Origin of the sequence: Klebsiella sp. GG_Kp146 (assembly GCF_040061975.1) — a bacterium.
GTDB classification, from domain to species: Bacteria; Pseudomonadota; Gammaproteobacteria; order Enterobacterales; family Enterobacteriaceae; genus Klebsiella; species Klebsiella quasipneumoniae.
On record NZ_JBEAHA010000002.1, the window covers coordinates 192,934 to 218,059 of the forward strand.

The following is a 25,126-nucleotide window of genomic DNA, read 5'->3' on the forward strand; positions in this document are numbered from 1 at the left end:
GTGAAATCAGGAATCGATGAATGGCTACAATGCTGGATGTCTCAATTCGCGCAGGCGTCTCGAAAGCGACGGTTTCCCGCGTGTTGAACGGCACAGGTCAGGTGAAAGAGAGCACCCGCCAACAGGTCTTTAAAGCGATGGAAGAGCTGGGCTATCGGCCGAATTTCCTTGCCCGCTCGCTGGCCAATCAGACCAGCAACAGTATCGGGCTGGTCGTCTCCACCTTTGACGGCTTCTACTTTGGCCGTCTGCTGCAGCAGGCGTCACGCCAGACCGAAGCCTGGGGAAAACAGCTTATCGTCACCGACGGCCATGATACGCCGGAGCGCGAAGAGGAAGCGGTGCAGATGCTCGCCGACCGGCAGTGCGATGCGATCATCCTCTATACCCGGCATATGAGCGAGAAGGCGATCATGTCGCTGATTAACTCGATCGCCATGCCGCTGGTGGTGATTAACCGTGATGTGGCGCAGGCCCGCGAACGCTGCGTGTTCTTCGAACAGCAGGAAGCCGCCTTCCAGGCCGTGGAGTATCTGATTACCCAGGGCCACCGCGATATCGCCTGCATCACCGTCCCGATGCACACCCCCACCGGCCAGGCGCGCCTGCAGGGCTATCGCAACGCGCTGATAAAACATGGTATTGAGTGGGATCCGAGCCGGGTGAAATACGGGGACTCGACGATGACCCGCGGCTACGAGCTGTGCCGGGAACTGCTGGACGAGAAAGCCCGCTTCAGCGCGCTGTTTTCCTGTAACGATGATATGGCGCTGGGAGCGTCTAAGGCGCTGCATCAGGCGGGGCTGCGTATTCCGCAGGATGTGTCGCTGTTTGGCTTCGACGATGCGCCAAGCGCGAAATGGCTGGAGCCGGGGCTGTCGACGGTCTATCTGCCGATCGACAACATGATCACCACGGCTATCGATCAGGCGATCAAGCTTGCTAACCAGCAGCCGATCGAAACGATCCCGCCGTTCACCGGCACGCTGGTGTTGCGTGAGTCGGTGACGACGGGACCTTTTTTTAAATAAGCTCTAAGGCCAGCAGCTCCTGGATGGTCTGGCGACGGCGGATCAGCCGCGCCTTGCCGCCATCAAACAGCACCTCCGGCAGCAGCGGACGGCTGTTATAGTTGGATGACATCGAGGCTCCGTAGGCGCCAGTGTCATGGAGCACCAGATAATCCCCTGGGGCCACCGCCGGCAGCAGACGGGTCTCGACTTTCCCCCCTTCCTGCTGGGTAAAGACGTCCCCGGACTCGCACAGCGGCCCGGCCACCACGGTCTCCACCTGCGGCGCGGCGCTGAGATCGCGGCCATCCGCCGCCAGAGCGGTGATATGATGATAGCTGCCGTACATTGCCGGGCGCATCAGGTCGTTAAAGCCAGCGTCAATCAGCACGAAGTGGCGGCTGCCCATCTCTTTCACGCTGCGCACCTGCGACACCAGCACGCCGGACTCGGCCACCAGGAAGCGTCCGGGTTCAATCTCCAGTTTCACCGGGTGACCCAGATGGGTGGCGATCTGCTCCCGGGCGCGGTTCCACAGGCCATAATAGTGAGCGGTGTCGATGGCCTCTTCGCCCTCGCGGTAAGGAATAGACAGGCCGCCGCCGGCGGAGATGGCCTGCAGATCCTGACCAAAGTCGACAACCTGGCGCACCATCGCGCCGCACACCTGCTCCAGGTGACCATAGTCGACGCCAGAACCGATATGCATATGGATCCCCACCAGCTGCAGCTGATAGCGACGCATCACTTCCAGCGCCGCCGGCAGGTGGCTGTACCAGATGCCATGCTTGCTGTTCTCACCGCCGGTATTGGTTTTCTGGCTGTGGCCGTGGCCAAAGCCCGGGTTGACGCGCAGCCAGACGCGATGGCCCGGCGACACTTCACCCAGCTGGCTCAGCATGTCGATCGAGCCGGCGTTCACCGGGATCTGTAACGCCTTGACGCGATCGAGGGTGGCCTCGTCGATCAGATCGGCGGTGAAGACAATATCCTCTGGATTCTGCTGCGGATCGTAGCCCGCCGCCAGCGCACGCTCGATCTCCCCCAGCGACACCGAGTCCACCTTCACCCCCTGCTCGCGCATCAGACGCAGAATATGGATGTTAGAGCAGGCTTTTTGCGCAAAACGCACCACGTCAAACTGGCTGAGCTGGGCAATCTGGCGGCGAATAATCTGCGCATCATAGACCCAGACCGGGCAGCCAAATTCCGCCGGCAGGCGCAGCAGATTGTCCGCGGTCAGATCGGTATCGGTGGCGTAAAGCGAGTGTGGCATAAGAACTCCGGTGCAGTGCGTGTGTTGGTCGCTGTTTTTTCTGATTACGCCACAGCGCCGGACGAATAAAAAATATCGTTTTATCGCGACTCTATGCAAAAATGATATAGTTCCAGCCGAGCCTCAGGGAGACCGCATGCCAGCCGTCAATTTGCGTCATATCGAAATCTTTCATGCGGTGATGACCACCGGCAACCTGACCGAAGCCGCGCGGATGCTGCATACCTCCCAGCCCACCGTCAGCCGCGAGCTGGCGCGCTTTGAGAAGGTGCTCGGCCTGCGGCTGTTTGAACGGACCCGCGGTCGCCTGCAGCCAACCGTGCAGGGCCTGCGCCTGTTTGAGGAGGTTCAGCGTTCCTGGTACGGCCTGGACCGCATCGTCAGCGCCGCCGAGAGCCTGCGCGAGTTCCGCCAGGGCGAGCTGTCGATAGCCTGTCTGCCGGTCTTTTCCCAGTCCTTTCTGCCGCTGCTGTTGCCGCCGTTCCTCGCCCGCTACCCGGAGGTCAGCCTGCAGATCGTCCCCCAGGAGTCGCCGCTGCTGGAGGAGTGGCTCTCCGCCCAGCGCCATGACCTTGGCCTGACGGAGACCCTGCATACCCCCGCGGGCACTGAACGCACCCCGCTGCTGACGCTGAATGAAGTCTGCGTGCTGCCCGCCGGCCATCCGCTGGCGGCGCAGACGACGCTGACCCCCGCCGATTTTCAGGGCGAGAACTACATCAGCCTGTCGCGCACCGACAGCTATCGCCAGCTGCTCGACGCCCTGTTCCTTGAGCATCAGGTCAAGCGGCGGATGGTGGTCGAAACCCATAGCGCGGCCTCGATCTGCGCCATGGTGCGCGCCGGCGCCGGGATCTCGGTGGTTAACCCGCTGACCGCCCTGGACTATGCCGATAGCGGCGTGGTGGTGCGCCGCTTCAGCGTCGAGGTGCCGTTTACCGTCAGCCTGATCCGCCCGCTCCATCGCCCACGATCGGCGCTGGTCGATGCCTTCGTGACGCACCTGCAGCAGAGTCTGCCGCAGATCCTCACGCCGCTGGCGTCGGTTCTGCAGAGAGCATAAAGTTGACCGCGTCCTCAGCGTGGATCGCCGCGGTGTCAAAGACCGGCAGCGGGCTGAGTTCGGCAGGCACCAGCAGGCCAATTTCCGTGCAGCCGAAAATAACCCCTTCCGCCCCCTGCTCCGCCAGGGCGGCAATCACCTGCAGATAATAATCCCGCGACGCCTCGCTGAAGGTGCCGAGACAGAGTTCATCGAAAATGATCTGATTGATCCGCGCCCGATCGTCGGCCTCGGGGATCAGCGTCTCGATGGCAAACTGCGCCTGCAGACGACCCCGGTAAAAGGTCTGCTCCATGGTATAGCGGGTGCCCAGCAGCGCGACCCGCCGCTGGCCCTTGGCGGCAATCGCCCTTCCGGTGGCGTCGGCGATATGCAGAAAGGGAACCTGGCAGCGGGCGGCGATGGCATCCGCCACCTTGTGCATGGTGTTAGTGCACAGGACAATGCCCTCGGCGCCCGCCTGCTGCAGCCCAACCGCGGCGTCGGCGAGGATCGCGCCGGCGCGATCCCAGTCGCCGGTGGACTGACAGGCTTCAATCTCGTGAAAATCGACGCTATGCAACACCAGTCTGGCGGAGTGCAGCCCGCCCAGTCGCGCCTTCACGCCTTCATTAATCAGGCGATAGTAAGGGATCGTTGACTCCCAGCTCATGCCGCCTAACAGGCCAATGGTTTTCATCTTCTGCTCCTTATGTTGTTTCTGCCAGTGAAACAAACTTGTGATCAACTTTCCACTTCTCTGGCCGCGTATTTCTTTTTCATGAAGAGTGAGATAACTTAAGTGAAACAACGTTTCATTTTAACAACAGGATCGGCAGATGTTTATTTTCCATAAAGACACCACCCTTGAAGACCTTGGCAATGGCGTAACCCGCCGCATTCTGGCCCATGACGGCAAAATGATGGCCGTGGAGGTGAATTTTGCCGCCGGCGCCGTCGGCCCGATGCATAACCACCCTCACGAACAGCTCACCTACGTGCTCTCCGGCGAGTTCGAATTCACCATCGGCGAGGAGACGCGCGTCGTCAGCGCTGGCGATACGCTGTACAAGCAGCCGGGGATCATGCACGGCTGCGTCTGTCTGCAGCCCGGCACGCTGCTCGATACCTTTACCCCCATCCGCGAAGATTTCCTCCAGGGTTAATCCCTGTCGGGGGGCGCTTGCCGCCCCCGGTTATCTATCTGTACCTTCGAATAAAATATACCAGCAAAATCATTACCCTGATAATAATATTCCCCGCCTCGCTTACGCTGATATTTCATACTTTTCAGCCCCTCACAAACGCCTAAAATGCTTACCACCTCACCTTTTTGAAACATCGTTTCGACTTTGATCACATTTCCATCCAGATCTGCATGACGCGGAAATAAATCGCAATAGAATGAAATTAAAACGGTGTTTTATAAAAAACAGATCAGCATATAAAAAGAGCCTGACGGCCCCTCCACGCTGGGCCACTTAAAACCTAACCCATTCATTAACAAGGATATGTTAACCAGAGGAAGCGTTCAGACTTTTTTGCGTGGTTCGCGGCCAAAGGCCGACAGCGCCGCGTCACCGGATCCGTATTACAACTCGTAAGCCAGGTAGGTATGTATGAATGAAAACAAGCTGCTGGGATTGGCATGGATATCGCCCTATATCATCGGGCTGATTGTCTTTACCGCTTTTCCTTTTGTTTCATCTTTCTTTCTCAGTTTTACTGAGTACGACTTGATGAGTCCGCCGGTATTTAACGGCATTGAAAACTATCGCTATATGTTGACCGAGGATAGCCTGTTCTGGAAATCGATGGGGGTGACCTTTGCCTACGTCTTTTTAACCATCCCCTTAAAACTGGCTTTCGCCCTCGGCATTGCCTTTGTGCTCAATTTCAAACTGCGCGGTATCGGCTTTTTCCGCACCGCCTACTATATCCCGTCGATCCTTGGCAGCTCGGTGGCAATTGCCGTGCTGTGGCGCGCCCTGTTCGCCATTGACGGCCTGCTGAACAGTTTTCTCGCCGTCTTTGGCATCGATGCCATCAACTGGCTGGGGGAACCCTCGCTGGCGCTGATGTCGGTCACCCTGCTGCGCGTCTGGCAGTTTGGTTCCGCGATGGTCATCTTCCTCGCCGCGCTGCAGAACGTCCCGCAGTCGCAGTATGAGGCGGCGATGATCGACGGCGCCTCGAAGTGGCAGATGTTTATGAAGGTCACCGTGCCGCTGATCACCCCGGTGATTTTCTTCAACTTTATTATGCAGACCACCCAGGCGTTCCAGGAGTTTACCGGCCCGTACGTGATAACCGGCGGCGGCCCGACCTATTACACCTACCTGTTCTCGCTCTACATCTACGATACCGCCTTTAAGTACTTCGACATGGGCTATGGCGCCGCGCTGGCGTGGGTGTTGTTCCTCGTCGTGGCGGTCTTTGCGTCGATAGCCTTTAAGTCATCGAAATACTGGGTCTTCTATTCCGCCGATAAGGGAGGCAAAAATGGCTGATATTCAACAGATGGCGCCGGTGATGAGCGACGCCGATCGTGAGGTGGCCCGTACGCTGCGCCGGGAAAAGGTGAGCCGGGTGGTGCGCTACGTCGTGCTGGTGTTCGTCGGCCTGCTGATGCTCTACCCGCTGGCGTGGATGTTCTCCGCCTCGTTCAAGCCGAACCATGAGATCTTCACCACCCTCGGGCTGTGGCCGACCCACGCCACCTGGGACGGTTTCATCAACGGCTGGAAGACCGGCACCGAATACCATTTCGGCCACTATATGCTGAACACCTTTAAGTATGTGATCCCGAAGGTCGTGTTAACGATCATCTCCTCCACCATCGTGGCGTACGGCTTCGCACGCTTTGAGATCCCGTGGAAGAAGTTCTGGTTCGCGACGCTCATCACCACCATGCTGCTGCCGAGCACCGTCCTGCTGATCCCGCAGTACCTGATGTTCCGTGAAATGGGGATGCTGAACAGCTATCTGCCGCTGTATCTGCCGCTGGCCTTCGCCACCCAGGGATTCTTTGTCTTCATGCTGATCCAGTTTCTGCGCGGCGTCCCGCGCGATATGGAAGAGGCGGCGCAGATCGACGGCTGCAACTCCATCCAGGTGCTGTGGTATGTGGTAGTGCCGATCCTCAAGCCGGCCATTATCTCGGTGGCGCTGTTCCAGTTCATGTGGTCGATGAACGACTTTATCGGTCCGCTGATCTACGTCTACAGCGTCGATAAGTATCCCATCGCGCTGGCGCTAAAAATGTCTATCGACGTCACGGAAGGCGCGCCGTGGAACGAAATTCTGGCAATGGCGAGCATCTCCATTCTGCCGTCCATCATCGTCTTCTTCCTGGCTCAACGCTACTTCGTGCAGGGCGTGACCAGCAGCGGAATCAAAGGTTAAGAGGGAAATATCATGGCTGAAGTGATTTTCAACAAACTGGAAAAAGTTTACTCAAACGGGTTTAAAGCGGTGCATGGTATCGACCTGAAGATTGCCGATGGCGAATTTATGGTGATCGTCGGCCCTTCCGGCTGCGCCAAATCGACCACCCTGCGCATGCTGGCGGGTCTGGAGACCATCAGCGGCGGCGAGGTGCGGATCGGCGACAAGATCGTCAACAACCTGGCGCCTAAATCCCGTGGTATTGCGATGGTGTTCCAGAACTACGCCCTCTATCCGCATATGACGGTGCGGGAAAACCTCGCCTTCGGCCTGAAGCTGAGCAAGCTGCCCAAGGCGCAGATTGATCGGCAGGTGGAGGAAGCGGCGAAAATCCTCGAACTGGAGGAGCTGCTGGAACGTCTGCCGCGCCAGCTCTCCGGCGGCCAGGCGCAGCGCGTGGCGGTGGGCCGGGCGATCGTCAAAAAACCGGACGTCTTCCTGTTCGACGAGCCGCTCTCCAACCTGGACGCCAAGCTGCGCGCCTCGATGCGCATCCGCATTTCCGATCTGCATAAGCAGTTGAAAAAATCCGGTAAACCGGCGACCACCGTCTACGTTACCCACGATCAGACGGAAGCGATGACCATGGGCGACCGCATCTGCGTGATGAAGCTCGGCCACATTATGCAGGTCGATACCCCTGACAACCTCTACCACCAGCCGAAAAATATGTTTGTCGCCGGCTTCATCGGCGCGCCGGAGATGAATATTCGCCCCAGCCAGCTGGTTGAGCACGACGGCCGCCTGTGCCTGACCCTGGGCGACCAGCGCCTGCCGTTGAACGACCGTCTGGCGGAGAAAGTCGGCGCGTATCAGCATCAGGAGGTGTTCTACGGGGTCCGCCCGGAATTCGTGTCGCTCTCCGACGCGCCGTTCGCCGAAGGCGGCTGCATGGGCGAGATGGTGCGGGTGGAAAACATGGGCCATGAGTTCTTTGTCTATCTGCAGGTCGCGGGCTACGAGCTGACCGCTCGCGTGCCGTCGGACGATGCGAAGCCGATGATAGCTAAGGGACTGAATCGAAAAGTCTATTTCACCTTTGATCTTAACAAGTGTCACATCTTTGACGCCAAAACCGAACAGAACCTCTCTCTGTGAACCCTGGAGCATAACAATGAAAAACGTGCTGATAAGCGCCACCCTCTCCGCCACCCTGGGCCTTAGCGCCTTCTCCTCGCTGGCGCAGGATGTCGACCTGCGTATGTCCTGGTGGGGGGGCAATGGCCGCCATCAGGTGACTCTCAAGGCGCTGGAGGCTTTTCACCAGCAATATCCTGATATCAATGTCAAAGCGGAATATACCGGCTGGGACGGCCATCTTTCGCGCCTGACCACCCAGATAGCCGGCGGCACCGAGCCAGACGTGATGCAGACCAACTGGAACTGGCTGCCGATTTTTTCGAAAAATGGCGAGGGTTTTTACGATCTCAACACTCTGAAAAACGAGATCGATCTCAGCCAGTTCGACGCCAAAGAGCTGCAGTCCACCACGGTCAACGGCAAGCTCAACGGCATCCCGGTGTCGGTCACCGCCCGGGTCTTCTACTTTAACGACGAAGCGTGGAAAAAGGCGGGCATCCCCTTCCCGAAAACCTGGGATGAACTGCTGGCGGCGGGGAAAACTTTCGAAAGCAAACTCGGGAAACAGTACTACCCGGTGGTGCTTGAGCACCAGGACGTGCTGGCCCTGCTCAACTCTTACATGGTGCAAAAATACAACCAGCCGGCCATCGATGAGAAAGGACGCAAATTCTCCTACAGCAAAGCGCAGTGGGCGGACTTCTTCGGCATGTATAAGAAGCTTATCGACAGCCATGTCATGCCGGACACCCGCTACTATGCCTCCTTCGGCAAGAGCAACATGTACGAGATGAAGCCGTGGATCCAGGGTGAATGGGGCGGGACCTACATGTGGAACTCCACCATCAACAAATACTCCGACAACCTGAAGCCGCCGGCGAAGCTGGTGCTGGGGGAATACCCGATGCTCCCCGGGGCCACCGATGCCGGACTGTTCTTCAAGCCTGCGCAAATGCTGTCGATTGGCAAATCGACGAAAAACCCGCAGGCGGCGGCGAAAGTGATTAACTTCCTGCTGAACAGTAAAGAAGGGGTGGATATTCTCGGACTGGAGCGCGGCGTGCCGCTGAGTAAAGCGGCGGTTACCTACCTGACCGAAGACGGGATCATCAAAGCCGACGATCCGGCGGTGTCCGGTCTGAAGCTGGCGCAATCCCTGCCCACCACTCTGCCGGTCTCGCCGTACTTCGACGACCCGCAGATCGTCGCCCAGTTCGGCACCACCCTGCAGTACATCGACTACGGTAAAAAGTCGGTGGAAGAAGCGGCCGAGGACTTCCAGCGCCAGACCGACCGCATTCTGCGCCGCGCGATGCGCTAACCTGCCCGTCGGAAACCTCCCGCGGCGTCCGCCGCGGGAGAGCCTGCCTGAGTATCCTGTCAGAAGAAATATTTAAAGCGCACCCGGGCGCCGTAGCGTTCATCGGGATTCCCACTCTTCGCTGCCGTGGAATCGAGCCACGAAGCGTAGGCGCCAAGGTAAATATTGAAGTTCGGCATCGCCATAATATTCGGCAACTGCCAGGAAGTGTGCACGGTGTGGATGTCATAGCGCCCCGGCGCGAGGATTGCGCAGTCGTCATCGCACTCGCTGCTCACCCCGGCCATGTTGAACTGGTCGATTTTGTTATGCGCGTAGATATAGCCCAGCTCCACGCGATGCCACAGGGCGTTGATCCCGGCGCTGAAGTCGGTTTCGTCCGCCGCGTCCAGCAGGGCGGTACTCAGATTGACCACCGCCCCGTCCTGCGGATCGCTTTTCAGGGTGTTCCAGCTCATGGTCATCCCGTAGCCGGTACGGTTTGACTGGTCGACCCAGCGCCCGCCCTGGTTCTGATAGCCGTAGGCGTTGTTGACGAGGTTGCTCTCTATCGCCGCCGCCGCCGACCACGCGCCGGACTGCCACACCGCCACCGGCCGCACGTACACCACGTTTTTGCGGTTTTCCAGCGCATTACCGTGATAGTTCTGATCGACAAACAGCGAACTGCCATCCTCCACCAGGGTGTTAACCTCGAAATACCAGTTATCCACCGTTTTGCTGAACAGGAGGTTGCCGCCGCTGCTGCTGCGCCCGCGCCCCTCTTTCATCATGTAAATATAGCCATAGCCGTCGGAATAGAGGTCGTTGGCGGTATTTCCTGAATATTCAATAAAGGTATCCTGATTCAGGGGGAACATATCCCAGGCTTCAAAGCGGCCTATTTTTATTTTCCAGTCATCCTGCTGACCAAAGAAAAATACCGCATCATCGAGATTCATTTTGCCATCCATATCCGCCAGGGGCTGCACACTGAATCCGGCATATTTCCCGTCGGCGCCATTACGCCGGCCATCGAAACCCAGCAGAATACGGCCATTAATATCCCAACGCTCTTTATCACCGGGCGCCCAGCTTTTATTCGCGCTGGTTTTGACCGACGTCAGGCTGCCGGTTCGGCTGGCGCCATCAAGATTAAATTCGACATCGCCATAAAATTTTAATTCGCCATTGTCGTTTAGCTGCAGGCGCGGCGTAGCCGGCGCCGCGCGGGCGACCGTCGTGGCCTGCTGCTGGCCTTTCAGCGTCTTAATCTCCGCCTCTGCGCTGGCGGCGCGCGCCTCCGTCGCCTTCAGCCGCTGCTCCATTTGCGCCAGCCGATCCTCCAGCGATAACGGCGCCTGCGCCATCGCCTGTGGCAGAGAGAGAGACGTGAGAAAACACCCGACCCAGATTTTATTCATCGGTAAACCCTTTTATTATGGAATGAACTAAATTTGTTATTAATGGGTAATGCACGACGATGCAGGCAATAATAACCCGCCCATCGTCAAAGACGGGTTATTAACGACAACAGCCTTATTATTATTCGAGCTGCCAGGCTCCGGCTTCAGTTAATGCCGCTGAGCCGCTCCAGGCAAATAACGCTAATTCACGGCGGGGAGCCTGCGGATAGATACGGCTGCTCAGGCAGGCTTCGCCGTCATTGACAAACACCTCCACCGAAGAGCTATCGAAAAATATCCGCAGATTGAGATCCGCCCCCGCGGTCAACGGCACGCTGCGCGTCCCGCACAGGCCATGCTGCGGATAATGCCGCTCCAGCACCAGACGCTGTTGCTGGGCATCAACGTAGAGGCGCAGGCCATCGCCAAAGCGCAGACCATACTGCTCGGCGCTGCTGCGGGCGCAGTTCCAGCGCAGGTTCACCTCCATCGCCTCGCAGTTGTCGACCATCGTGGTCTGCTGATTGTTCAGGGTGCTTACCGGCCACGGGAACCAGGCGCCGCGCAGACTCTCCACTTCTTTCGCCGGGCGCATCTGCAGGCGGTTATCCGCGCTCAGGCTCAGCTCGCGCGGCAGGGAGAGCATGCCCGCCCAGCCGTCCTGCTGCTCCGGCAGCGGTGATTCCCACATATCCAGCCAGCCAATCACGATCCGCCGGCCATCGGGGGTGGCGAAGCTTTGCGGCGCATAGAAATCGTGGCCGTGATCCATCTCTCTGAACTCGCCGTGGCGGACGAATCGCTGCCCCGGCTGCCACTCGCCGATCAGATAGCCGCTCTGGAACAGGTTGCGGTTGCGGAAGCCCTCGGCCTGCATCCCCTGCGGGGAAAACATCAGAACGCGTTTGCCGTTGAGGGTGAAGAAGTCCGGGCACTCCCACATATAGCCCATGGCGCTTTCCGCTTCATCCAGCACCCCTACATCCTGCCACTGGCGCAGATCGGCTGAGCGGTACAGCCGCACCTGGCCGGTGTCGCCTTCGCGCGCGCCGACGATCATGTACCAGCTGTCTCCTTCCCGCCAGACCTTCGGGTCGCGGAAGTGGTGCATGCCCGGCGGGGTGTCGACCACCATCCCCTGGCGCTCGAAGTGGATCCCGTCCCGGCTGGTGGCCAGACACTGAACCTGATACAGATTGGCTTCGTCGCCCGGATCGCCGTGGAATTTATGCCCGGTGTAAATCAGCGCCAGGGTATCGCCATCGACCACCGCCGAGCCGGAGAAGCAGCCGTCTTTATCCTCCGGCCCCTCCGGCGCCAGGGCCACCGGCAGATGCTCCCAGTGCACCAGATCCTTACTCCGCGCGTGCCCCCAGTGCATCGGCCCCCACTGGGTGGAGTACGGGTGATGTTGATAAAAGGCATGGTACCAGCCGTCGAACCACACCAGACCGTTTGGGTCGTTGATCCACCCGGCGCGGGCCGCCAGGTGATAGTGCGGATACCAGCGCAGATTGAGCGCCTGGCGTTGTGTCTGGAGTACCTGTTCAGCCCTGGAGATTGTGTAAGTCATCATTTTCACTCTTTTTGATTCAGACAGCGGTAGGTTGCGACACCAGCGGATCGGCGGAGGATTTGCCGGAGCGCAACAAGAAGATGGAAATAAAGGTGGTGCAGAACACCAGCAGGCCCATGATCAGATAGGACTGGGCGAAGCCATATTTTTCATAGCTGTAGCCCGCCAGCGGCGACAAAACGCTGGCGATAATCGAGCTGGTGCAGGCGAAGCCCACCAGATAGAGGGTGGAGGAGAGGCGTTTATCGAAGTTGATGCTGTTGTACTTAAAGATAGCCACCAGCAGTATCGGCAGCTCCACTGCGTGCAGCAGTTTAGTGATGGAGATCAGCAGCGGCCCCTCCACCAGGCCGGAGGCCACCATGCGCATCGCCATCACCATGCCGGCGAAAATCAGACCGTTTTTGGCGCCGATGCGGTTCACCAGCCACGGCGCGCAGAACATGCCGGCCGCCTCGAGGAACACCTGGAAGGAGTTGAGGTAGCCATACATCTCATTGCCTTCCTGCAGGGTCGCGAACTGCGATGAGAAATAGACCGGGAACTGCTGGTCATAGACGCCGTAGATGCAGGTGCCGATGACGAAGAAGACCAGCGCCCAGAAGCGCGGCAGCGTCAGCAGGCGCAGCGCATCTTCCAGGGTCACCTTGCCGCCCGAAACCGCCTCCTGCATCGCATGCGGCGCCGAGGAGACGCGCAGCCGCGCCAGCAGGATAAAAAACACCAGTCCGGAACAGCTGGCGACGAGGAAGTTAAGCTGCGGATTGATGTTAAACAGCAGACCGGCGAAGAAGGTGGCCACCGCCCAGCCCAGCGAGCCCCACATCCGCGCCCTGCCGAATTCAAACTGGCTCTGGCGCGCCACGCGCTCGGTATAGGATTCCAGCACGCCAATGCCGCCGTTAAAGGTCAAGCCGATGTAGATCCCGCCGAAGATGCTGCCCAGCAGGACGTTAATTTTCAGCAAATGGCCGAACAGCAGATACGCCGGACCGGAGAGGATCAGCAGCGCGGTGATATACCAGAGCAGATGTTTGCGCAGCCCCAGCTTATCCTGGATAAAGCCATAGCAAACTTGCGCAAACAGCGCGGAAACCGACAGAACGGCGTAGATGATACCGGTATCGCCGGCCTTCAGCCCGACCTCCTGGTGCAGCCAGATGGAGAGCAAGGAGCCGGATGACGACCAGGTCACGAAAAAGAAAAACAGTAAGGCACTGAGCAACGGGTAGCTGTGTGAGTGATGCGCTTTCATCATGACATTCTCGTGTTAGAGGAATGCAATTATGGTAACGTTAACAAAAAACAAAGCGCAGGGGGATTCGCTGCGATACATGATGTTAATCACAAAAGTTAACGTTAACATAATGAAGATGCGATCGCGATCAAATATTAACCGCGGCAGCATGGAGGACGAGGCTAGCATAAAATCGTTTCACGCTTTTACATCAGCGACTTAGTTGTATAGCCTGTACTCTGCAGCTATGGCGGAGGAAAAAATGGCGTCCCTGAAAGATGTAGCAAAACTGGCGAATGTATCTCTGATGACCGTCTCTCGGGCGCTGAACACCCCGGAGCGGCTCAAGCCGGAGACGCTGGCGCGCGTGCAGGCCGCCATCGCCGAAACCAACTATGTCCCCGACCTGTCGGCGAAAAAGATCCGCGGGGCGCGGGCCACCCCCAGCACCATCGGCGTGCTGGCGCTGGATACCGTCACCACCCCCTTTTCGGTGGAGATCACCCTCTCGATCGAAGAGACCGCCCGCGCCCACGGCTGGAACAGCTTTGTGGTCAACATGTTTTCCGACGATCGGCCGGAAGCGGTGGTCGACCTGCTCCTCTCCCACCGTCCGGACGGCATTATCTTTACCACCATGGGCCTGCGCCAGGTGCCGCTGCCGGACAAACTGCTGACCCTGCCCTGCGTGCTGGCCAACTGCGAAAGCCTCAGCCAGCCGGTGGCCAGCTATATCCCGGACGATGAACAGGGTCAGTACGACGCGGTAAAAGCCCTGCTTGCCGCGGGCTATCGTCGTCCGCTGTGCCTGCACTTACCCGCCAGCCAGCTGGCGACAATCCGCCGCCGTCAGGGGCTGGAGCGCGCCTGCCGGGAGGCGGGCATCGAACCGGACAGCCTGACCCACTCGTATATGGCCCAGGGCGATGAGCATTACCACGATATTCCGGGGGTGGTGATGGCGCATATCCGCGAGGGTAAACCCGGCTTTGACTCGGTGATTTGCGGCAACGATCGCATCGCCTTTATGGTCTATCAGACGCTGCTGGGCCAGGGGTTACGCATTCCACAGGACGTGGCGGTGGTGGGATACGACAATATGGTGGGCATTGGCGATCTGTTTCTGCCGCCGCTCTCCACGGTGCAGCTGCCGCACTACGACATCGGGCGCCTGAGCGCCCTGCATATCATTCACGGCGACAACCATCGGGAGACGCGCAAGGTCGCCAGCCCGTGGCTGCCGCGCGCCTCACATTAACGGTTACCGATGTTGCGCAGCTTCTCGCCCGCCATCAGGTTGCGCTCAATGTGCTCGAGGGTGACATTTTTGGTTTCCGGGATCAGCCAGAAGGTGACGCCGATAAAGGCCACGTTGAGCACCGTGTAGAGCCAGAAGGTCCCGGCGGCGCCGATCGCGTCAAGCAGCGTCAGGAAGGTGGCGCCGATGATCATGTTCGACACCCAGTTGGTGGTGGTGGAGCAGGTGATGCCGAAGTCGCGGCATTTCAGCGGCTGGATCTCGGAGCAGAGGATCCACACCACCGGCGCCGCGCTCATCGCATACCCGGCAATACACATCATGGTCATGCCGACGGAAAGCCAGGAGAGGCCGCTGGAGGCGGTGCCATTGTCGAACTGCATCAGGCAGTAGCCGAGCACCAGGGTGCCCAGCGCCATCACGCTGAAACCGATTTTCAGCGCCGGCTTGCGGCCCGCTTTATCCACCGTGAACACCGCGATAAAGGTGGCAAACATAAAGGTCAGGCCCACCACCAGGGTGGCGATCATCTGCTGTTCGGTAGTGGTAAAGCCCGCCATTTTGAAAATACGCGGGGCGTAGTACATGATGATGTTCATGCCGGTGAACTGCTGCATCGCCTGCAGCAGCATGCCAAGGAACACCGCCCGGCGCACGTTACGATTGACCTTGAACAACGCCCAACCGCCCTGCTTCAGCTTCAGGCTTTCGCGGATCTCGTTAAGCTCATCGCGCGCCTTCTCCGAGGTATCGCGCAGCATCCGCAGCACCTCTTCCGCTTCGATATGGCGCCCTTTCTCCGCCAGCCAGCGAGGGCTGTTCGGCAGAAAGACGACCAGAACGATCAGGATCACCGCCGGCAGCGCCAGCACGCCCAGCATGGCGCGCCAGTTACCGCTGTAGCTGAAGGCGGTATCGGAAAGAAACGCCAGCACAATGCCGAGGGTCACCATCAGCTGATACATACTGATCATTTTTCCGCGCACGTTCTCGCTGGCCATTTCGGAGAGGTACAACGGCGCGGTATAAGAGGCGATCCCAACGGCCACCCCCAACACCACGCGGGCCACCAGCAGCACTTCCACGCTGGCGGCAAAAGCGGAGCCGATAGAGCCGGCGACAAAAAGCACGGCCCCCGCCATCAGGCTGTATTTGCGGCCAAGGCGGAACGACAGCCAGCCGTTAAACAGCGCGCCTATCGCCGCCCCCAGCATCATGCTGCTGACCACCCACTCCTGAAGCTGGCTGGATAAGGTGAAGTGGTCGGTTATAAAGGGCAGCGCCCCGGATATCACGCCGATATCCAGGCCAAAGAGCAACCCCGCCACCGCCGCGGCGATAGAAACAAACCAGTTCATCCGCCGGGTGTCACGTTGCGCCAGCGGCGTTAATGCAGAGTCGTTACTGATTGAAGTCATTTTTATTCCTGCCACACAGAGAAAGACATAGGACGAAAGTACGTGACTGGCGGAGGAGTTTGTCAGGCTGGATACGCCAAAGATATGGACTATTTTGCTGGCAAGATGGGTTTTGTGATGGACATTAAACTTTCAAAGTAACAAAAAATTCGTTTCGCCTAGTTAATAACCCTGTCCATACAGGGCGGTAACATTCATTCTGCACTCTGGAATATGGACGATCCTCATTTTACGGTATGGACAATAATTGCTCAGACGGCCGGGGCGATGAGTGTCGCGCCGGCCGTCGCCGACGGTTAGCGCGCCAGCCAGCCGCCGTCCACCGCCACCGTGTAGCCATTGATGTAATCGGAGGCTGGGGAAGCGAGGAAGACCACCGGCCCCATCAGGTCGGACGGCAGGCCCCAGCGCCCGGCGGGAATGCGGTCGAGGATTTCGCTACTGCGCTGCTCGTCGGCGCGCAGCTGCTGGGTGTTATTGGTCGCCATATACCCCGGGGCGATGGCGTTGACATTGATATGGTGTTTAGCCCACTCGTTGGCCAGCAGGCGGGTGACGCCCATCACCGCGCTTTTGGACGCGGTATACGACGGCACACGGATCCCGCCCTGGAACGACAGCATCGAGGCGATGTTAATGATCTTCCCGCCGCTGCCCTGGGCGATAAAGTGCTTCGCCGCCGCCTGAGACATGAAAAATACGCTCTTGATGTTGAGGTTCATGACGTCGTCCCAGTCCTTTTCGCTGAACGCCAGCGCGTCCTCGCGGCGGATGAGGCCGGCATTGTTGACCAGAATATCAATATGGCCAAACTCCGCCACCGCCCGCTCCAGCAGCTGAGGGATACCGTCGATCTGGCGCAGGTCGGCGGTCAGGCTGAGAAAGCGGCGTCCCAGCGCCGTCACCCTCTCGATGGTTTCCACCGGCTCGACAATATTGATACCGACAATATCGCAGCCCGCTTCCGCCAGCCCGAGGGCCATCCCCTGACCTAAACCGGTATCGCATCCGCTCACGACGGCCACTTTTCCCTGCAGGGAGAATGCATCAAGAATCATAATGTGTTCCTTAGTCGTTCAGAGCCTGCAGTATGCAGGCAAGGTTCTCTCGGCCCGGCTCGCGCCGGCGGCGCGACTGAGCGTAGGGCGAACTCACGGGCATAGCCCATCATAAAAATAAAACAGAGTTCCGTTTTACTAATGGGTGCCATCTTAGCCCCGCGCCCTGTCATTTTCAATGATATTTAAAACGTCGTTTCATTTTTTATGACGTCGATTACAAAAAAAGAAAAAGCGAACGGATGCGGCAACCCGCGCCGGACAGGAAGCGGTTTTAAAAGAATGATGATTCAACCGGTTGTCTGGAGAGACGGTCGAAGTGGGGCCAGCAGGCCGTGGAAGATGCGAGAATTGCGCTGAACTGCGTGAGACATCACAAATAATGAAACATTGTTTTGATAAATTAACACCCATCTTTTAAAACACATCACTCAGCGACACGCCTCTGGTCCAGCGGCATCGCAGGAAAGAAAGGAGCACTACATGGCTAAAGGCATGCGGGTCAAACTGAACTATCACGTCAGCCGCGATCCGGATACCGGGGCGGAAGTCACCCGCTTAACCCCCCCGGAGGTCACCTGTCATCGCAACTACTTCTATCAGAAGTGCTTTTTTAACGATGGCAGCCATTTACTGTTCGCCGGCGAGTTTGACGGCCACTGGAACTACTATCTGCTGAATATCGCCAGCGCCGAAGCCGTCCAGCTGACGGAAGGCGCCGGGGATAACACCTTCGGCGGCTTCCTCTCCCCGGACGATAAGTCGCTCTATTACGTGAAAAATGACCGTACCCTGCTGGAGGTGAACCTCACCACCCTCGCCGAGCGTGAAGTTTACCGCGTCAGCGAGGAGTGGGTCGGCTATGGCACCTGGGTGGCGAACAGCGATTGCAGCAAACTGGTAGGCATTGAGATTGCGAAAAGCGACTGGACGCCGCTCAACGACTGGCAGATTTTTCATGACTTCTTCCACAAAGGACCGCACTGCCGCCTGCTGCGCGTCGACCTGCGCAGCGGTGAGAGCCAGGTGATCCATGAGGAAAAAATCTGGCTGGGACATCCGATCTATCGTCCCTTCGACGACCATACCGTCGCCTTCTGCCATGAAGGGCCGCACGATCTGGTTGACGCCCGCATGTGGCTGGTCAATGAAGATGGCAGCAACGTGCGTAAAGTCAAAGCGCATGCCCCAGGCGAAAGCTGCACCCATGAATTCTGGGTACCGGACGGTTCAGCGCTGATCTACGTCTCCTATCTGAAAGGCCAGCAGGGGCGGACGATCTATCGCTTTGATCCGGAAAGCGGCGTCAACGAGGCCCTGATGACGATGCCCGCCTGCTCGCATCTGATGAGCAATTTCGACGGCACGCTGCTGGTGGGCGATGGATCGGGCACGCCGGTCGATGTCAAAGATACCGGCGGCTACTCCATTGATAACGATCCTTATCTCTACGTCTTTAACGTGGCGGAGAAGCGCTACTTCCGCGTCGCGCGCCATGATACCTCGTGGGCGACAGTGGCCAACAGCCGCCAGGTGACTCACCCGCACCCCTCGTTTACGCCGGATGACAGCGCCATTCTGTTCAGCTCCGATAAAGACGGCAAGCCGGCCATCTATATCGCGAAATTACCTGACCATCCGCCGATGCTGAGCGCCTGAGCCCGGCGAACGTTTTTCTGTAACTGGCCTTGCCCTCCTTCGCGGAGGGCTTTTTTTGTTCCCTCGCTTTGGCGCATAAAAAACCCCGGCTGACGGCGCCGGGGAAAAGAGACGATGAGGGTCTGGCGGAAATCAGAACGAGTAGGCCACCCCGACGCGGAAACGGGTCTGGCGATCGCTGCGGTCATTCACGCCGACGTTGCCGATTTCACCATACGGCGACCAGTTGTTATCCAGCTTATAGGCTACCTTCACGTTATATTCCTGTGAGTAGGGTTTGTTGTCGTTGCGGTTCACCCCTTCCGAACTGCGGGCATAGACATAGTTCAGCTCGGTGCGCCAGTCGCCGAGGGCAAACCCGGCCCACGCGTCGCCGCGATTCACCTTGTCATCATCTTTACCGGCATCGTTCGGATAGCGGGTGTACTCATAGCGATAGCGAGCGGCGACATAGAAGCCATTGTCGAAACTGTACTGTACGTGCAGATGCGGCTTGTAAATGGAGCGGCTGTCGTTGCTCTCTATGGTAAACCCGGGGGTGAGGAAAAGGTTCGACGTCGCTTTCCAGCGCCAGCTGATGGTGTCTTCATGGCCGTTGCCCACCACGTCCGAATAGGGTTGCGACCCGTTGTCGCCGCCTGAACGCCATTTGGCCTCCACGGTAAAGCCTAGCCCGTTGGCGAAGCGGTGGGATACCGAGACGCGGTCGGCATTGCTTTTATCGCTCTTGCCGCCATCAATAAATTCATGACGTAAATCTATCGTGACCGCAGTTGCCGCAAAAGACATACCGCAGAGGGCGGCCAGAACCAGAGATCGTTTTAACATAGGGTACCCCTTATAATAAATAAAATGACATTTCGTTTTTATGAAACGTTATTTTATTTTTTAAGCACCTCAGTTTTAGTGACCAGGATCGTAGTTATTTGTTTCAAAAAAGGTGGCACAACAAGACGTGACGGAGCTCAATAAATTGACGATGGGGAGAAGGGAAATACGGCAAAAAAGAGGAGGGTCGGCAAAGCGCGGCGCATAAAAAAGGCCTCCCGCAGGAGGCCATGGAAATCGACATTCAGCGCTACGCGCGCTCTACCGCCAGCGCCACGCCCTGACCGCCGCCGATGCACAGCGTCGCCAGCCCTTTACGCGCATCGCGCTTGATCATTTCATGCACCAGCGACACCAGAATCCGGCAGCCGGAGGCGCCGATCGGGTGGCCGAGGGCGATCGCGCCGCCGTTGACGTTGACCCGTCGCTCATCCCACTCCAGTACCCGGCCAACGGAGATAGCCTGAGCGGCAAAGGCCTCATTGGCTTCGATCAGATCGACGTCGTCCAGCCGCCAGCCGGCCCGTTCCAGACAGCGGCGGGTGGCGTGCACCGGGGCGATGCCCATCAGCGCCGGATCGACGCCGACGCTGGCGAAAGCGCGGATCCGCGCGAGGATCGGCAGCCCCAGCTCCTCGGCTTTCGCCTCGCTCATCATCATCACCGCCGCCGCGCCGTCATTGATGCTGGAAGCGTTGCCGGCGGTCACCGATCCGAGACGATCGAAGGCAGGCTGCAGGCTGGCCAACCCTTCCGCGCTGGCATCCACCCGCGGTTGTTCATCGGTATCTACGGTGCGCGGCGCGCCGTTATGCTCGGTAACGACCGGGACAATCTCATCGCGAAAGCGTCCGGAATCAATCGCCTTGCGCGCCTTATGCTGCGAGCTGAGCGCCCAGGCGTCCTGCAGTTCGCGGCTGATGCCGTATTCCCGGGCGAGGTTTTCCGCCGTGACGCCCATATGATAATCGTTGAAGGCGTCCCACAGGCCGTCATGGACCAGACTGTCAATCAGCTGGCTGTTGCCCAGCTGGGCGCCGGTGCGGCTGTCGGTGAGGACATGCGGAGCGCGGCTCATGTTCTCCTGGCCGCCGGCGATCACCACGTCCGCCTCCCCGCACTGGATGGCCTGGGTGGCGAGGTGCAGGGCTTTCAGACCGGAACCGCAGACGTCGTTAATGGTGATAGCCGATACAGTGTTGGGCAACCCGCCGCGAATAGCGGACTGACGGGCCGGGTTTTGCCCGGTTCCCGCGGTCAGCACCTGGCCGAGGATCACCTCATCCACGCTCTGCGGATCGATTCCCGTCTTCTCCACCAGCGCCTTCACCACCACGCTACCCAGCTCGACGGCTGTATGGCGCGATAGCGCGCCCTGAAAGCAGCCAATCGGCGTTCGCAGCGCCCCGACGATCACGACATCCTTCATCCTCTACCCCTGCCCGTGCTTTTGCGCAAAGAAACAGCGATATACTAGATAATTGTTATCAAAAAACTTTGTAATTGTTTAAAAAAAGTGAGGCCAATCACAAAGAATTAGCCATTCGTTAACGTTCACGCCGCTGCAGATGCTGACGCAGCCAGCTGCCCGCCGCCCCGGGCGGCGCTTTCTTATTCCACAGCAGATCCACCGAAATCGCCCGCGGCCAGCCGGGGATATCGAGCGCCACCAGCCCGCCCTGCGGCGCAAACTCCGCCACCAGGGCGCAGGGCAGAATGCACCAGCCGAAGCCCTGCACCGCCATGCTGAGCAGCAGCAGGTAGTTTGGCGCCGACCAGACCTGCCCGGCGGCAGGCTCCGTGGCGCTGGCCAGAAAGGTGCTCAAACGCAGCTCGCGCCAGCTGCGCAGCTCATCCCAGACAACCTTGCCCTGCGCCGCCAGCGGATGGTCATGCGCCACGTAAATGCCCATCGCCGTCTGCAGCGGCAGGCGGGTGCTGCCGATATCGGTCGGGTAGCGCTCTCTCGCCTCAATCAATCCCACCTGGGCGCGGGATTTTTGCAGGAGATCGATCACGTCCTCATCTTCCCCAATCAAACACTCAAACTCGGTATGAGGGAAGCGGCGGTCAAACTGCACCAGCAGATCTTCCAGCACGTCCGGGTGCAGGGTGTCCGAGAGCACAAAGGTCAATCGCGGCTCCGTCTCGCCGGACAGCGACACCGCCAGCTCATCCAGCCGCTCGCTGGCGGCGAGGATCGCTTTGACATAGCTCAGCACCTGCTCCCCCTGCGGCGTCAGCGTCGGCTGCCGCGTTGCCCGATCGAAGAGGGCCACCCCGAGGTCAGCCTCCAGGTTGGCGATAGCGGTACTGATCGTCGACTGGCTTTTCCGCAGGCGACGGGCGGCGGCGGAGAACGACCCGCTGTCAACGGCCTCGACAAAGGCGGTTAACGCTTCCGGTGAATAACGCATGATGTATCTACTTTATCGATGGTTTCTATCTTTTGTTTATCATATTTTTCCATAAACTGCCGGGTAATTTCCTGTTCAGGCTAAAACTGGAGGTAGCTCGCCATGCAACAGACCCCACATCAGCGCAAGACGCTCACCGAACGCGTTATCCACGCCATCACCTTCGAAGGACTGGCGACGCTGATCCTCGCCCCCACCGCCGCCTGGCTGATGCAGCGTTCGGTGGTGGAGATGGGCGGGCTGAGCATTCTGCTCGCCACCCTGGCGATGGTATGGAACATCATTTATAACGCGGCTTTCGATCGCCTGTGGCCGGTCTCCCGCGTCCCCCGCCGGCTGAAAGTGCGGGCGCTGCACGCGATCGGCTTCGAGACCGGCTTTGTTATCATCGGCGTCACCATGGTGGCTATCGTGCTGGGGGTATCGCTGCTGCAGGCGTTTATGCTGGAGATCGGCTTCATGCTCTTCTTCCTGCCCTACACCATGGCGTTTAACTGGGTCTGGGACACCCTGCGCGAGCGCGTGATCCGTCACCGCCGCCCGCGCCAGGCGGCACGCGGCTAGTCCCGGGGGGGGGGGGGGGGGGGGGCTAGCCCGGCGGCGTATCCTTCGCTAGCCGCCGCGGCTTTATCACCAAAAACTATCGCAACAGATGAACCATAAATATGGTAAATTGCACTCCTTTTTTTTGGTTTGACGGTTGATAAAGTCGCATAATGTCTAAAATTTGGTCTAAAGAAGAAACTCTATGGAGTTTTGCCTTATATGGCACTGCAGTAGGCGCTGGGACGCTATTTCTACCGATCCAGCTGGGTTCGGCTGGCGCCATCGTCCTTTTCATCACCGCGCTGGTCGCCTGGCCGCTCACCTACTGGCCTCACAAAGCCCTGAGCCAGTTTATTCTCTCGGCCAATATCGCGCCGGGAACCGGGATCACCGGCGCTGTCAATCACTACTATGGTAAGAAAATTGGCAACCTGATCACCGGCCTCTATTTCCTCGCCTTCTTTGTGGTCGTGCTGATCTACGCCGTGGCCATCACCAACTCGCTGGCCGAGCAGGTGGCGCATCGCACGCCGATGACGCCTGCGCTACGCGCGCTGCTGAGTCTTGGCGTGGTGCTGGTCCTTAACCTGATCTTTCTCATGGGCCGGCAGATCACCATCAAGGTGATGGGCTTTCTGGTCTTCCCGCTCATCGCCTGCTTTCTGTTTCTCTCCCTCTATTTAATTCGCGACTGGCATCCGGAACATCTCACCAGCCAGATGCAGTTCAGCTCGCAGACGCTCCACCAGGTCTGGATCTCCATACCCGTGATGGTTTTCGCTTTTAGCCATACGCCGATCATCTCGACTTTTGCTATCGACCAGCAGGAGAAACACGGCGACCTGGCCATGGGTAAATGCAAAAAAATCATGAAGGTGGCCTACACCATCATCTGCGCCAGCGTGCTGTTTTTCGTCTTCAGCTGCCTGCTGGCTATCCCGGCGACCTATATTGAGACCGCCCGCGATCAGGGGGTGACTATCCTCTCCGCCCTGTCGATGGTGCCGGGCGCGCCGGGCTGGCTGGCGGTGACCGGCATTATCGTCGCCGTGGTCGCCATGTCGAAATCCTTTCTCGGCACCTACTTCGGGGTCATTGAAGGCGCCAGCGAAATCGTCAAAAGCTCGCTGGGCCTGATGGGCGTGCGCAAGAGCCGCGCCTTCAACCGCGCGATGTCGATCATGCTGGTCTCCGCCTTCACCTTTGCGGTGTGCTTTATCAACCCGAATGCGATCTCGATGATCTACGCCATCAGCGGACCGCTTATCGCCATGATCCTGTTTATCATGCCCACGCTGTCAACCTGGCTTATCCCGGCGCTGAAGCCGTATCGCTCGGTGGGTAACGCCATCACTCTGGTGGTCGGCCTGCTCTGCGTCTCCGTGATGTTCTTCGGCTAATCCGTCTCCGGCGACAGCGGCTTGCCTTAGCCGCTGTCGCACATTCTGACAATATTCTCACCCTTCCCTTCCTTGTTAGCGCATTACACTTACGGCTTAGCCACCGTGAGGAGAGTTCCTATGTCCAGTGTCACCTTATCCGGTCGCGGCACGCTCGGCGATCGCCAGGTCTATCGGTTGGGTTACGGCGCCATGCAGCTGGCCGGCCCCGGCGTTTTCGGCCCGCCGAAAGATCCAGAAGAAGCGGTGCGCGTGCTGCAGGCCACCGTCGAAGCCGGGGTAAACCATATCGATACCTCGGATTTCTATGGCCCCCATGTGACCAATCAGCTGATCCGCAAAGCGCTCCACCCCTACCCCGACGATCTGTGCATTGTCACCAAGGTCAGCGCCCGCCGTGACGAGAAAGGCAACTGGCTGCCGGCCATGTCGCCCGCTGAACTGACCCAGGCCGTCGAGGACAATTTGCGTCACCTGGGGCTCGACGTGCTGGAGGTGGTGAACCTGCGCAGTATGCTGAGCTCCCACGGCCCGGTAGAAGGGTCGCTGGAGGCGCCGCTCGCCACCCTGCTGGAGCTGAAGGAGCGAGGATTGATCCGCCATATTGGCCTCAGCAACGTGACGGCAAAGCAGGTGGCGGATGCACAGAAAATGACGCCTATCGTCTGCGTGCAAAACCTCTATAACATTGCCCATCGCGCCGACGACGCGCTGGTGGATGCGCTGGCCGCCCAGCACATCGCCTGGGTTCCCTTCTTCCCGCTGGGCGGTTTTACCCCGCTGCAGGCGCAGGAGCTGAACGAGGTCGCGGCCTCGCTTGAGGCGACACCGATGCAGGTCGCCCTCGCCTGGCTACTCCAGCGCGCGCCCAATATTCTGCTGATCCCCGGCACCTCATCCCGCACACACCTGGCGGAAAATATTGCCGCCGCCGGACTGGTTCTGCCAGCAGATGCGCTACGCATCCTGGATAATATCGCCAATCGCGCGCATTCCTGACCCTTCAGGCTAAATGGAGGGAACGACTTCCCTCCTCAATATTTGCCTGGAAAAACCTCAACACTGCTGGCACTATAGATCCTACAAATGGGGCATGATCGACGATCGTTTTCTCATTATCCCCGTTAATTAAACTTAAGTTTTTATCCTTCGACCGGTCTCCAGCTTG

General features: G+C 58.8%; 24 protein-coding genes. 12 read left to right on the forward strand and 12 right to left on the reverse strand.

Annotation, left to right across the window (positions count from 1 at the left end; translation table 11 throughout):
* Positions 1-29 precede the first annotated feature (29 nt).
* Positions 30-1,031, forward strand: a complete 1,002-nt coding sequence (locus ABLU95_RS03225) for a LacI family DNA-binding transcriptional regulator (protein ID WP_004229436.1) — start codon at positions 30-32, stop codon at positions 1,029-1,031.
* On the opposite strand, the gene lysA is transcribed toward ABLU95_RS03225, so the two are convergent.
* Positions 1,024-2,286, reverse strand: coding sequence for a diaminopimelate decarboxylase (gene lysA, locus ABLU95_RS03230; RefSeq protein WP_023290909.1), 1,263 nt, complete (start codon positions 2,284-2,286; stop codon positions 1,024-1,026). The two genes, ABLU95_RS03225 and lysA, sit on opposite strands and share 8 nt — an antisense overlap.
* 136 nt (positions 2,287-2,422) lie before the next feature.
* Between lysA and ABLU95_RS03235 the strand changes: the two genes are divergently transcribed.
* Positions 2,423-3,349, forward strand: coding sequence for a LysR family transcriptional regulator (locus tag ABLU95_RS03235; protein WP_023319085.1), 927 nt, complete (start codon positions 2,423-2,425; stop codon positions 3,347-3,349).
* On the opposite strand, the gene ABLU95_RS03240 is transcribed toward ABLU95_RS03235, so the two are convergent.
* Entirely contained in the window at positions 3,315-4,028 is a 714-nt protein-coding gene (locus tag ABLU95_RS03240; RefSeq protein ID WP_023290911.1) for an aspartate/glutamate racemase, read from the reverse strand. The two genes, ABLU95_RS03235 and ABLU95_RS03240, sit on opposite strands and share 35 nt — an antisense overlap.
* 139 nt (positions 4,029-4,167) lie before the next feature.
* On the opposite strand from ABLU95_RS03240, the gene ABLU95_RS03245 reads away from it, so the two are divergent.
* Positions 4,168-4,494, forward strand: a complete 327-nt coding sequence (locus ABLU95_RS03245; protein ID WP_023290912.1) for a cupin domain-containing protein — start codon at positions 4,168-4,170, stop codon at positions 4,492-4,494.
* Here ABLU95_RS03245 and ABLU95_RS03250 read toward each other — a convergent pair.
* Entirely contained in the window at positions 4,491-4,688 is a 198-nt protein-coding gene (locus ABLU95_RS03250) for a hypothetical protein (protein WP_065882110.1), read from the reverse strand. The two genes, ABLU95_RS03245 and ABLU95_RS03250, sit on opposite strands and share 4 nt — an antisense overlap.
* Positions 4,689-4,947: 259 nt before the next feature.
* On the opposite strand from ABLU95_RS03250, the gene ABLU95_RS03255 reads away from it, so the two are divergent.
* Genes ABLU95_RS03255 through ABLU95_RS03270 form a run of 4 tightly spaced genes read left to right on the forward strand, consistent with a single transcriptional unit; the run spans position 4,948 to position 9,176 of the window.
* Complete coding sequence (locus tag ABLU95_RS03255) at positions 4,948-5,838, forward strand: sugar ABC transporter permease (protein WP_002915995.1); 891 nt, start codon at positions 4,948-4,950, stop codon at positions 5,836-5,838.
* On the forward strand, positions 5,831-6,733 hold the full coding sequence (locus ABLU95_RS03260; RefSeq protein WP_025711283.1) for a carbohydrate ABC transporter permease: 903 nt from the start codon (positions 5,831-5,833) through the stop codon (positions 6,731-6,733). The genes ABLU95_RS03255 and ABLU95_RS03260 overlap by 8 nt, the downstream gene beginning before the upstream one ends.
* Before the next feature lie 12 nt (positions 6,734-6,745).
* Complete coding sequence (locus ABLU95_RS03265; RefSeq protein ID WP_017899248.1) at positions 6,746-7,873, forward strand: ABC transporter ATP-binding protein; 1,128 nt, start codon at positions 6,746-6,748, stop codon at positions 7,871-7,873.
* A 16-nt stretch (positions 7,874-7,889) separates the two neighbouring features.
* A complete protein-coding gene (locus ABLU95_RS03270; protein WP_086076353.1) occupies positions 7,890-9,176 on the forward strand; it encodes an ABC transporter substrate-binding protein in 1,287 nt (428 codons plus the stop codon).
* Positions 9,177-9,235: 59 nt separating this feature from the next.
* Here ABLU95_RS03270 and ABLU95_RS03275 read toward each other — a convergent pair whose 3' ends face one another.
* From ABLU95_RS03275 to ABLU95_RS03290, 4 genes are all read right to left on the reverse strand, one after another.
* Positions 9,236-10,579, reverse strand: coding sequence for a carbohydrate porin (locus ABLU95_RS03275; protein WP_023290915.1), 1,344 nt, complete (start codon positions 10,577-10,579; stop codon positions 9,236-9,238).
* A gap of 121 nt (positions 10,580-10,700) precedes the next feature.
* The gene (locus ABLU95_RS03280) at positions 10,701-12,134 is read right to left on the reverse strand and encodes a glycoside hydrolase family 32 protein (RefSeq protein WP_032429209.1); all 1,434 of its coding nucleotides are present in this window, start codon (positions 12,132-12,134) and stop codon (positions 10,701-10,703) included.
* A 19-nt stretch (positions 12,135-12,153) separates the two neighbouring features.
* Positions 12,154-13,395: an MFS transporter gene (locus tag ABLU95_RS03285; RefSeq protein ID WP_023290917.1), complete on the reverse strand. Its 1,242-nt coding sequence runs from the start codon at positions 13,393-13,395 to the stop codon at positions 12,154-12,156.
* A 12-nt stretch (positions 13,396-13,407) separates the two neighbouring features.
* Positions 13,408-13,542, reverse strand: coding sequence for a hypothetical protein (locus ABLU95_RS03290; protein ID WP_032429210.1), 135 nt, complete (start codon positions 13,540-13,542; stop codon positions 13,408-13,410).
* Positions 13,543-13,636: 94 nt separating this feature from the next.
* Between ABLU95_RS03290 and ABLU95_RS03295 the strand changes: the two genes are divergently transcribed.
* A complete protein-coding gene (locus ABLU95_RS03295) occupies positions 13,637-14,632 on the forward strand; it encodes a LacI family DNA-binding transcriptional regulator (protein ID WP_032453988.1) in 996 nt (331 codons plus the stop codon).
* Here ABLU95_RS03295 and ABLU95_RS03300 read toward each other — a convergent pair.
* Together ABLU95_RS03300 and kduD are read right to left on the reverse strand one after the other, a co-directional pair.
* The gene (locus ABLU95_RS03300; protein ID WP_348878808.1) at positions 14,629-16,050 is read right to left on the reverse strand and encodes a sugar porter family MFS transporter; all 1,422 of its coding nucleotides are present in this window, start codon (positions 16,048-16,050) and stop codon (positions 14,629-14,631) included. The two genes, ABLU95_RS03295 and ABLU95_RS03300, sit on opposite strands and share 4 nt — an antisense overlap.
* A gap of 296 nt (positions 16,051-16,346) precedes the next feature.
* Positions 16,347-17,108 (reverse strand): 2-dehydro-3-deoxy-D-gluconate 5-dehydrogenase KduD, encoded by a 762-nt coding sequence (gene kduD / locus ABLU95_RS03305; RefSeq protein WP_023290920.1) that lies wholly within the window; start codon positions 17,106-17,108, stop codon positions 16,347-16,349.
* Positions 17,109-17,591: 483 nt separating this feature from the next.
* Here kduD and ABLU95_RS03310 point away from each other — a divergent pair, with 483 nt between their 5' ends.
* Entirely contained in the window at positions 17,592-18,767 is a 1,176-nt protein-coding gene (locus tag ABLU95_RS03310; protein ID WP_032453989.1) for an oligogalacturonate lyase family protein, read from the forward strand.
* Between the two features lie 132 nt (positions 18,768-18,899).
* On the opposite strand, the gene ompK26 is transcribed toward ABLU95_RS03310, so the two are convergent.
* The 3 genes from ompK26 to ABLU95_RS03325 all read right to left on the reverse strand — a co-directional run bounded on the left by ompK26 (position 18,900) and on the right by ABLU95_RS03325 (position 22,012).
* On the reverse strand, positions 18,900-19,595 hold the full coding sequence (ompK26, locus tag ABLU95_RS03315; protein ID WP_004205398.1) for a KdgM family porin OmpK26: 696 nt from the start codon (positions 19,593-19,595) through the stop codon (positions 18,900-18,902).
* A gap of 250 nt (positions 19,596-19,845) precedes the next feature.
* On the reverse strand, positions 19,846-21,024 hold the full coding sequence (locus ABLU95_RS03320) for an acetyl-CoA C-acetyltransferase (RefSeq protein ID WP_087775411.1): 1,179 nt from the start codon (positions 21,022-21,024) through the stop codon (positions 19,846-19,848).
* 118 nt (positions 21,025-21,142) lie between these two features.
* Positions 21,143-22,012, reverse strand: coding sequence for a LysR family transcriptional regulator (locus ABLU95_RS03325; protein WP_348878810.1), 870 nt, complete (start codon positions 22,010-22,012; stop codon positions 21,143-21,145).
* Between the two features lie 102 nt (positions 22,013-22,114).
* Here ABLU95_RS03325 and ABLU95_RS03330 point away from each other — a divergent pair, with 102 nt between their 5' ends.
* The 3 genes from ABLU95_RS03330 to ABLU95_RS03340 all read left to right on the forward strand — a co-directional run bounded on the left by ABLU95_RS03330 (position 22,115) and on the right by ABLU95_RS03340 (position 24,957).
* Positions 22,115-22,576, forward strand: a complete 462-nt coding sequence (locus ABLU95_RS03330; protein ID WP_017899256.1) for a multidrug/biocide efflux PACE transporter — start codon at positions 22,115-22,117, stop codon at positions 22,574-22,576.
* Between the two features lie 152 nt (positions 22,577-22,728).
* On the forward strand, positions 22,729-23,958 hold the full coding sequence (locus ABLU95_RS03335; RefSeq protein WP_004205392.1) for an amino acid permease: 1,230 nt from the start codon (positions 22,729-22,731) through the stop codon (positions 23,956-23,958).
* Between the two features lie 120 nt (positions 23,959-24,078).
* A complete protein-coding gene (locus ABLU95_RS03340) occupies positions 24,079-24,957 on the forward strand; it encodes an aldo/keto reductase family oxidoreductase (protein WP_348878812.1) in 879 nt (292 codons plus the stop codon).
* Positions 24,958-25,126: the final 169 nt, after the last annotated feature.

What these genes read in the sequence shown, in the direction of transcription:
- ABLU95_RS03270 (WP_086076353.1), top strand. Translation starts at nt 7,890, where the DNA reads ATGAAAAACGTGCTGATAAGCGCCACCCTCTCCGCCACCCTGGGCCTT.
- ABLU95_RS03280 (WP_032429209.1), bottom strand. Translation starts at nt 12,134, where the DNA reads ATGACTTACACAATCTCCAGGGCTGAACAGGTACTCCAGACACAACGC.
- ABLU95_RS03240 (WP_023290911.1), bottom strand. Translation starts at nt 4,028, where the DNA reads ATGAAAACCATTGGCCTGTTAGGCGGCATGAGCTGGGAGTCAACGATC.
- lysA (WP_023290909.1), bottom strand. Translation starts at nt 2,286, where the DNA reads ATGCCACACTCGCTTTACGCCACCGATACCGATCTGACCGCGGACAAT.
- ABLU95_RS03325 (WP_348878810.1), bottom strand. Translation starts at nt 22,012, where the DNA reads ATGCGTTATTCACCGGAAGCGTTAACCGCCTTTGTCGAGGCCGTTGAC.
- ABLU95_RS03335 (WP_004205392.1), top strand. Translation starts at nt 22,729, where the DNA reads ATGTCTAAAATTTGGTCTAAAGAAGAAACTCTATGGAGTTTTGCCTTA.
- ABLU95_RS03320 (WP_087775411.1), bottom strand. Translation starts at nt 21,024, where the DNA reads ATGAAGGATGTCGTGATCGTCGGGGCGCTGCGAACGCCGATTGGCTGC.
- ABLU95_RS03225 (WP_004229436.1), top strand. Translation starts at nt 30, where the DNA reads ATGCTGGATGTCTCAATTCGCGCAGGCGTCTCGAAAGCGACGGTTTCC.
- ABLU95_RS03310 (WP_032453989.1), top strand. Translation starts at nt 17,592, where the DNA reads ATGGCTAAAGGCATGCGGGTCAAACTGAACTATCACGTCAGCCGCGAT.
- ABLU95_RS03235 (WP_023319085.1), top strand. Translation starts at nt 2,423, where the DNA reads ATGCCAGCCGTCAATTTGCGTCATATCGAAATCTTTCATGCGGTGATG.
- ABLU95_RS03285 (WP_023290917.1), bottom strand. Translation starts at nt 13,395, where the DNA reads ATGATGAAAGCGCATCACTCACACAGCTACCCGTTGCTCAGTGCCTTA.
- ABLU95_RS03330 (WP_017899256.1), top strand. Translation starts at nt 22,115, where the DNA reads ATGCAACAGACCCCACATCAGCGCAAGACGCTCACCGAACGCGTTATC.
- ABLU95_RS03300 (WP_348878808.1), bottom strand. Translation starts at nt 16,050, where the DNA reads ATGACTTCAATCAGTAACGACTCTGCATTAACGCCGCTGGCGCAACGT.
- ABLU95_RS03295 (WP_032453988.1), top strand. Translation starts at nt 13,637, where the DNA reads ATGGCGTCCCTGAAAGATGTAGCAAAACTGGCGAATGTATCTCTGATG.
- kduD (WP_023290920.1), bottom strand. Translation starts at nt 17,108, where the DNA reads ATGATTCTTGATGCATTCTCCCTGCAGGGAAAAGTGGCCGTCGTGAGC.
- ABLU95_RS03245 (WP_023290912.1), top strand. Translation starts at nt 4,168, where the DNA reads ATGTTTATTTTCCATAAAGACACCACCCTTGAAGACCTTGGCAATGGC.
- ABLU95_RS03265 (WP_017899248.1), top strand. Translation starts at nt 6,746, where the DNA reads ATGGCTGAAGTGATTTTCAACAAACTGGAAAAAGTTTACTCAAACGGG.
- ABLU95_RS03255 (WP_002915995.1), top strand. Translation starts at nt 4,948, where the DNA reads ATGAATGAAAACAAGCTGCTGGGATTGGCATGGATATCGCCCTATATC.
- ompK26 (WP_004205398.1), bottom strand. Translation starts at nt 19,595, where the DNA reads ATGTTAAAACGATCTCTGGTTCTGGCCGCCCTCTGCGGTATGTCTTTT.
- ABLU95_RS03275 (WP_023290915.1), bottom strand. Translation starts at nt 10,579, where the DNA reads ATGAATAAAATCTGGGTCGGGTGTTTTCTCACGTCTCTCTCTCTGCCA.
- ABLU95_RS03340 (WP_348878812.1), top strand. Translation starts at nt 24,079, where the DNA reads ATGTCCAGTGTCACCTTATCCGGTCGCGGCACGCTCGGCGATCGCCAG.
- ABLU95_RS03260 (WP_025711283.1), top strand. Translation starts at nt 5,831, where the DNA reads ATGGCTGATATTCAACAGATGGCGCCGGTGATGAGCGACGCCGATCGT.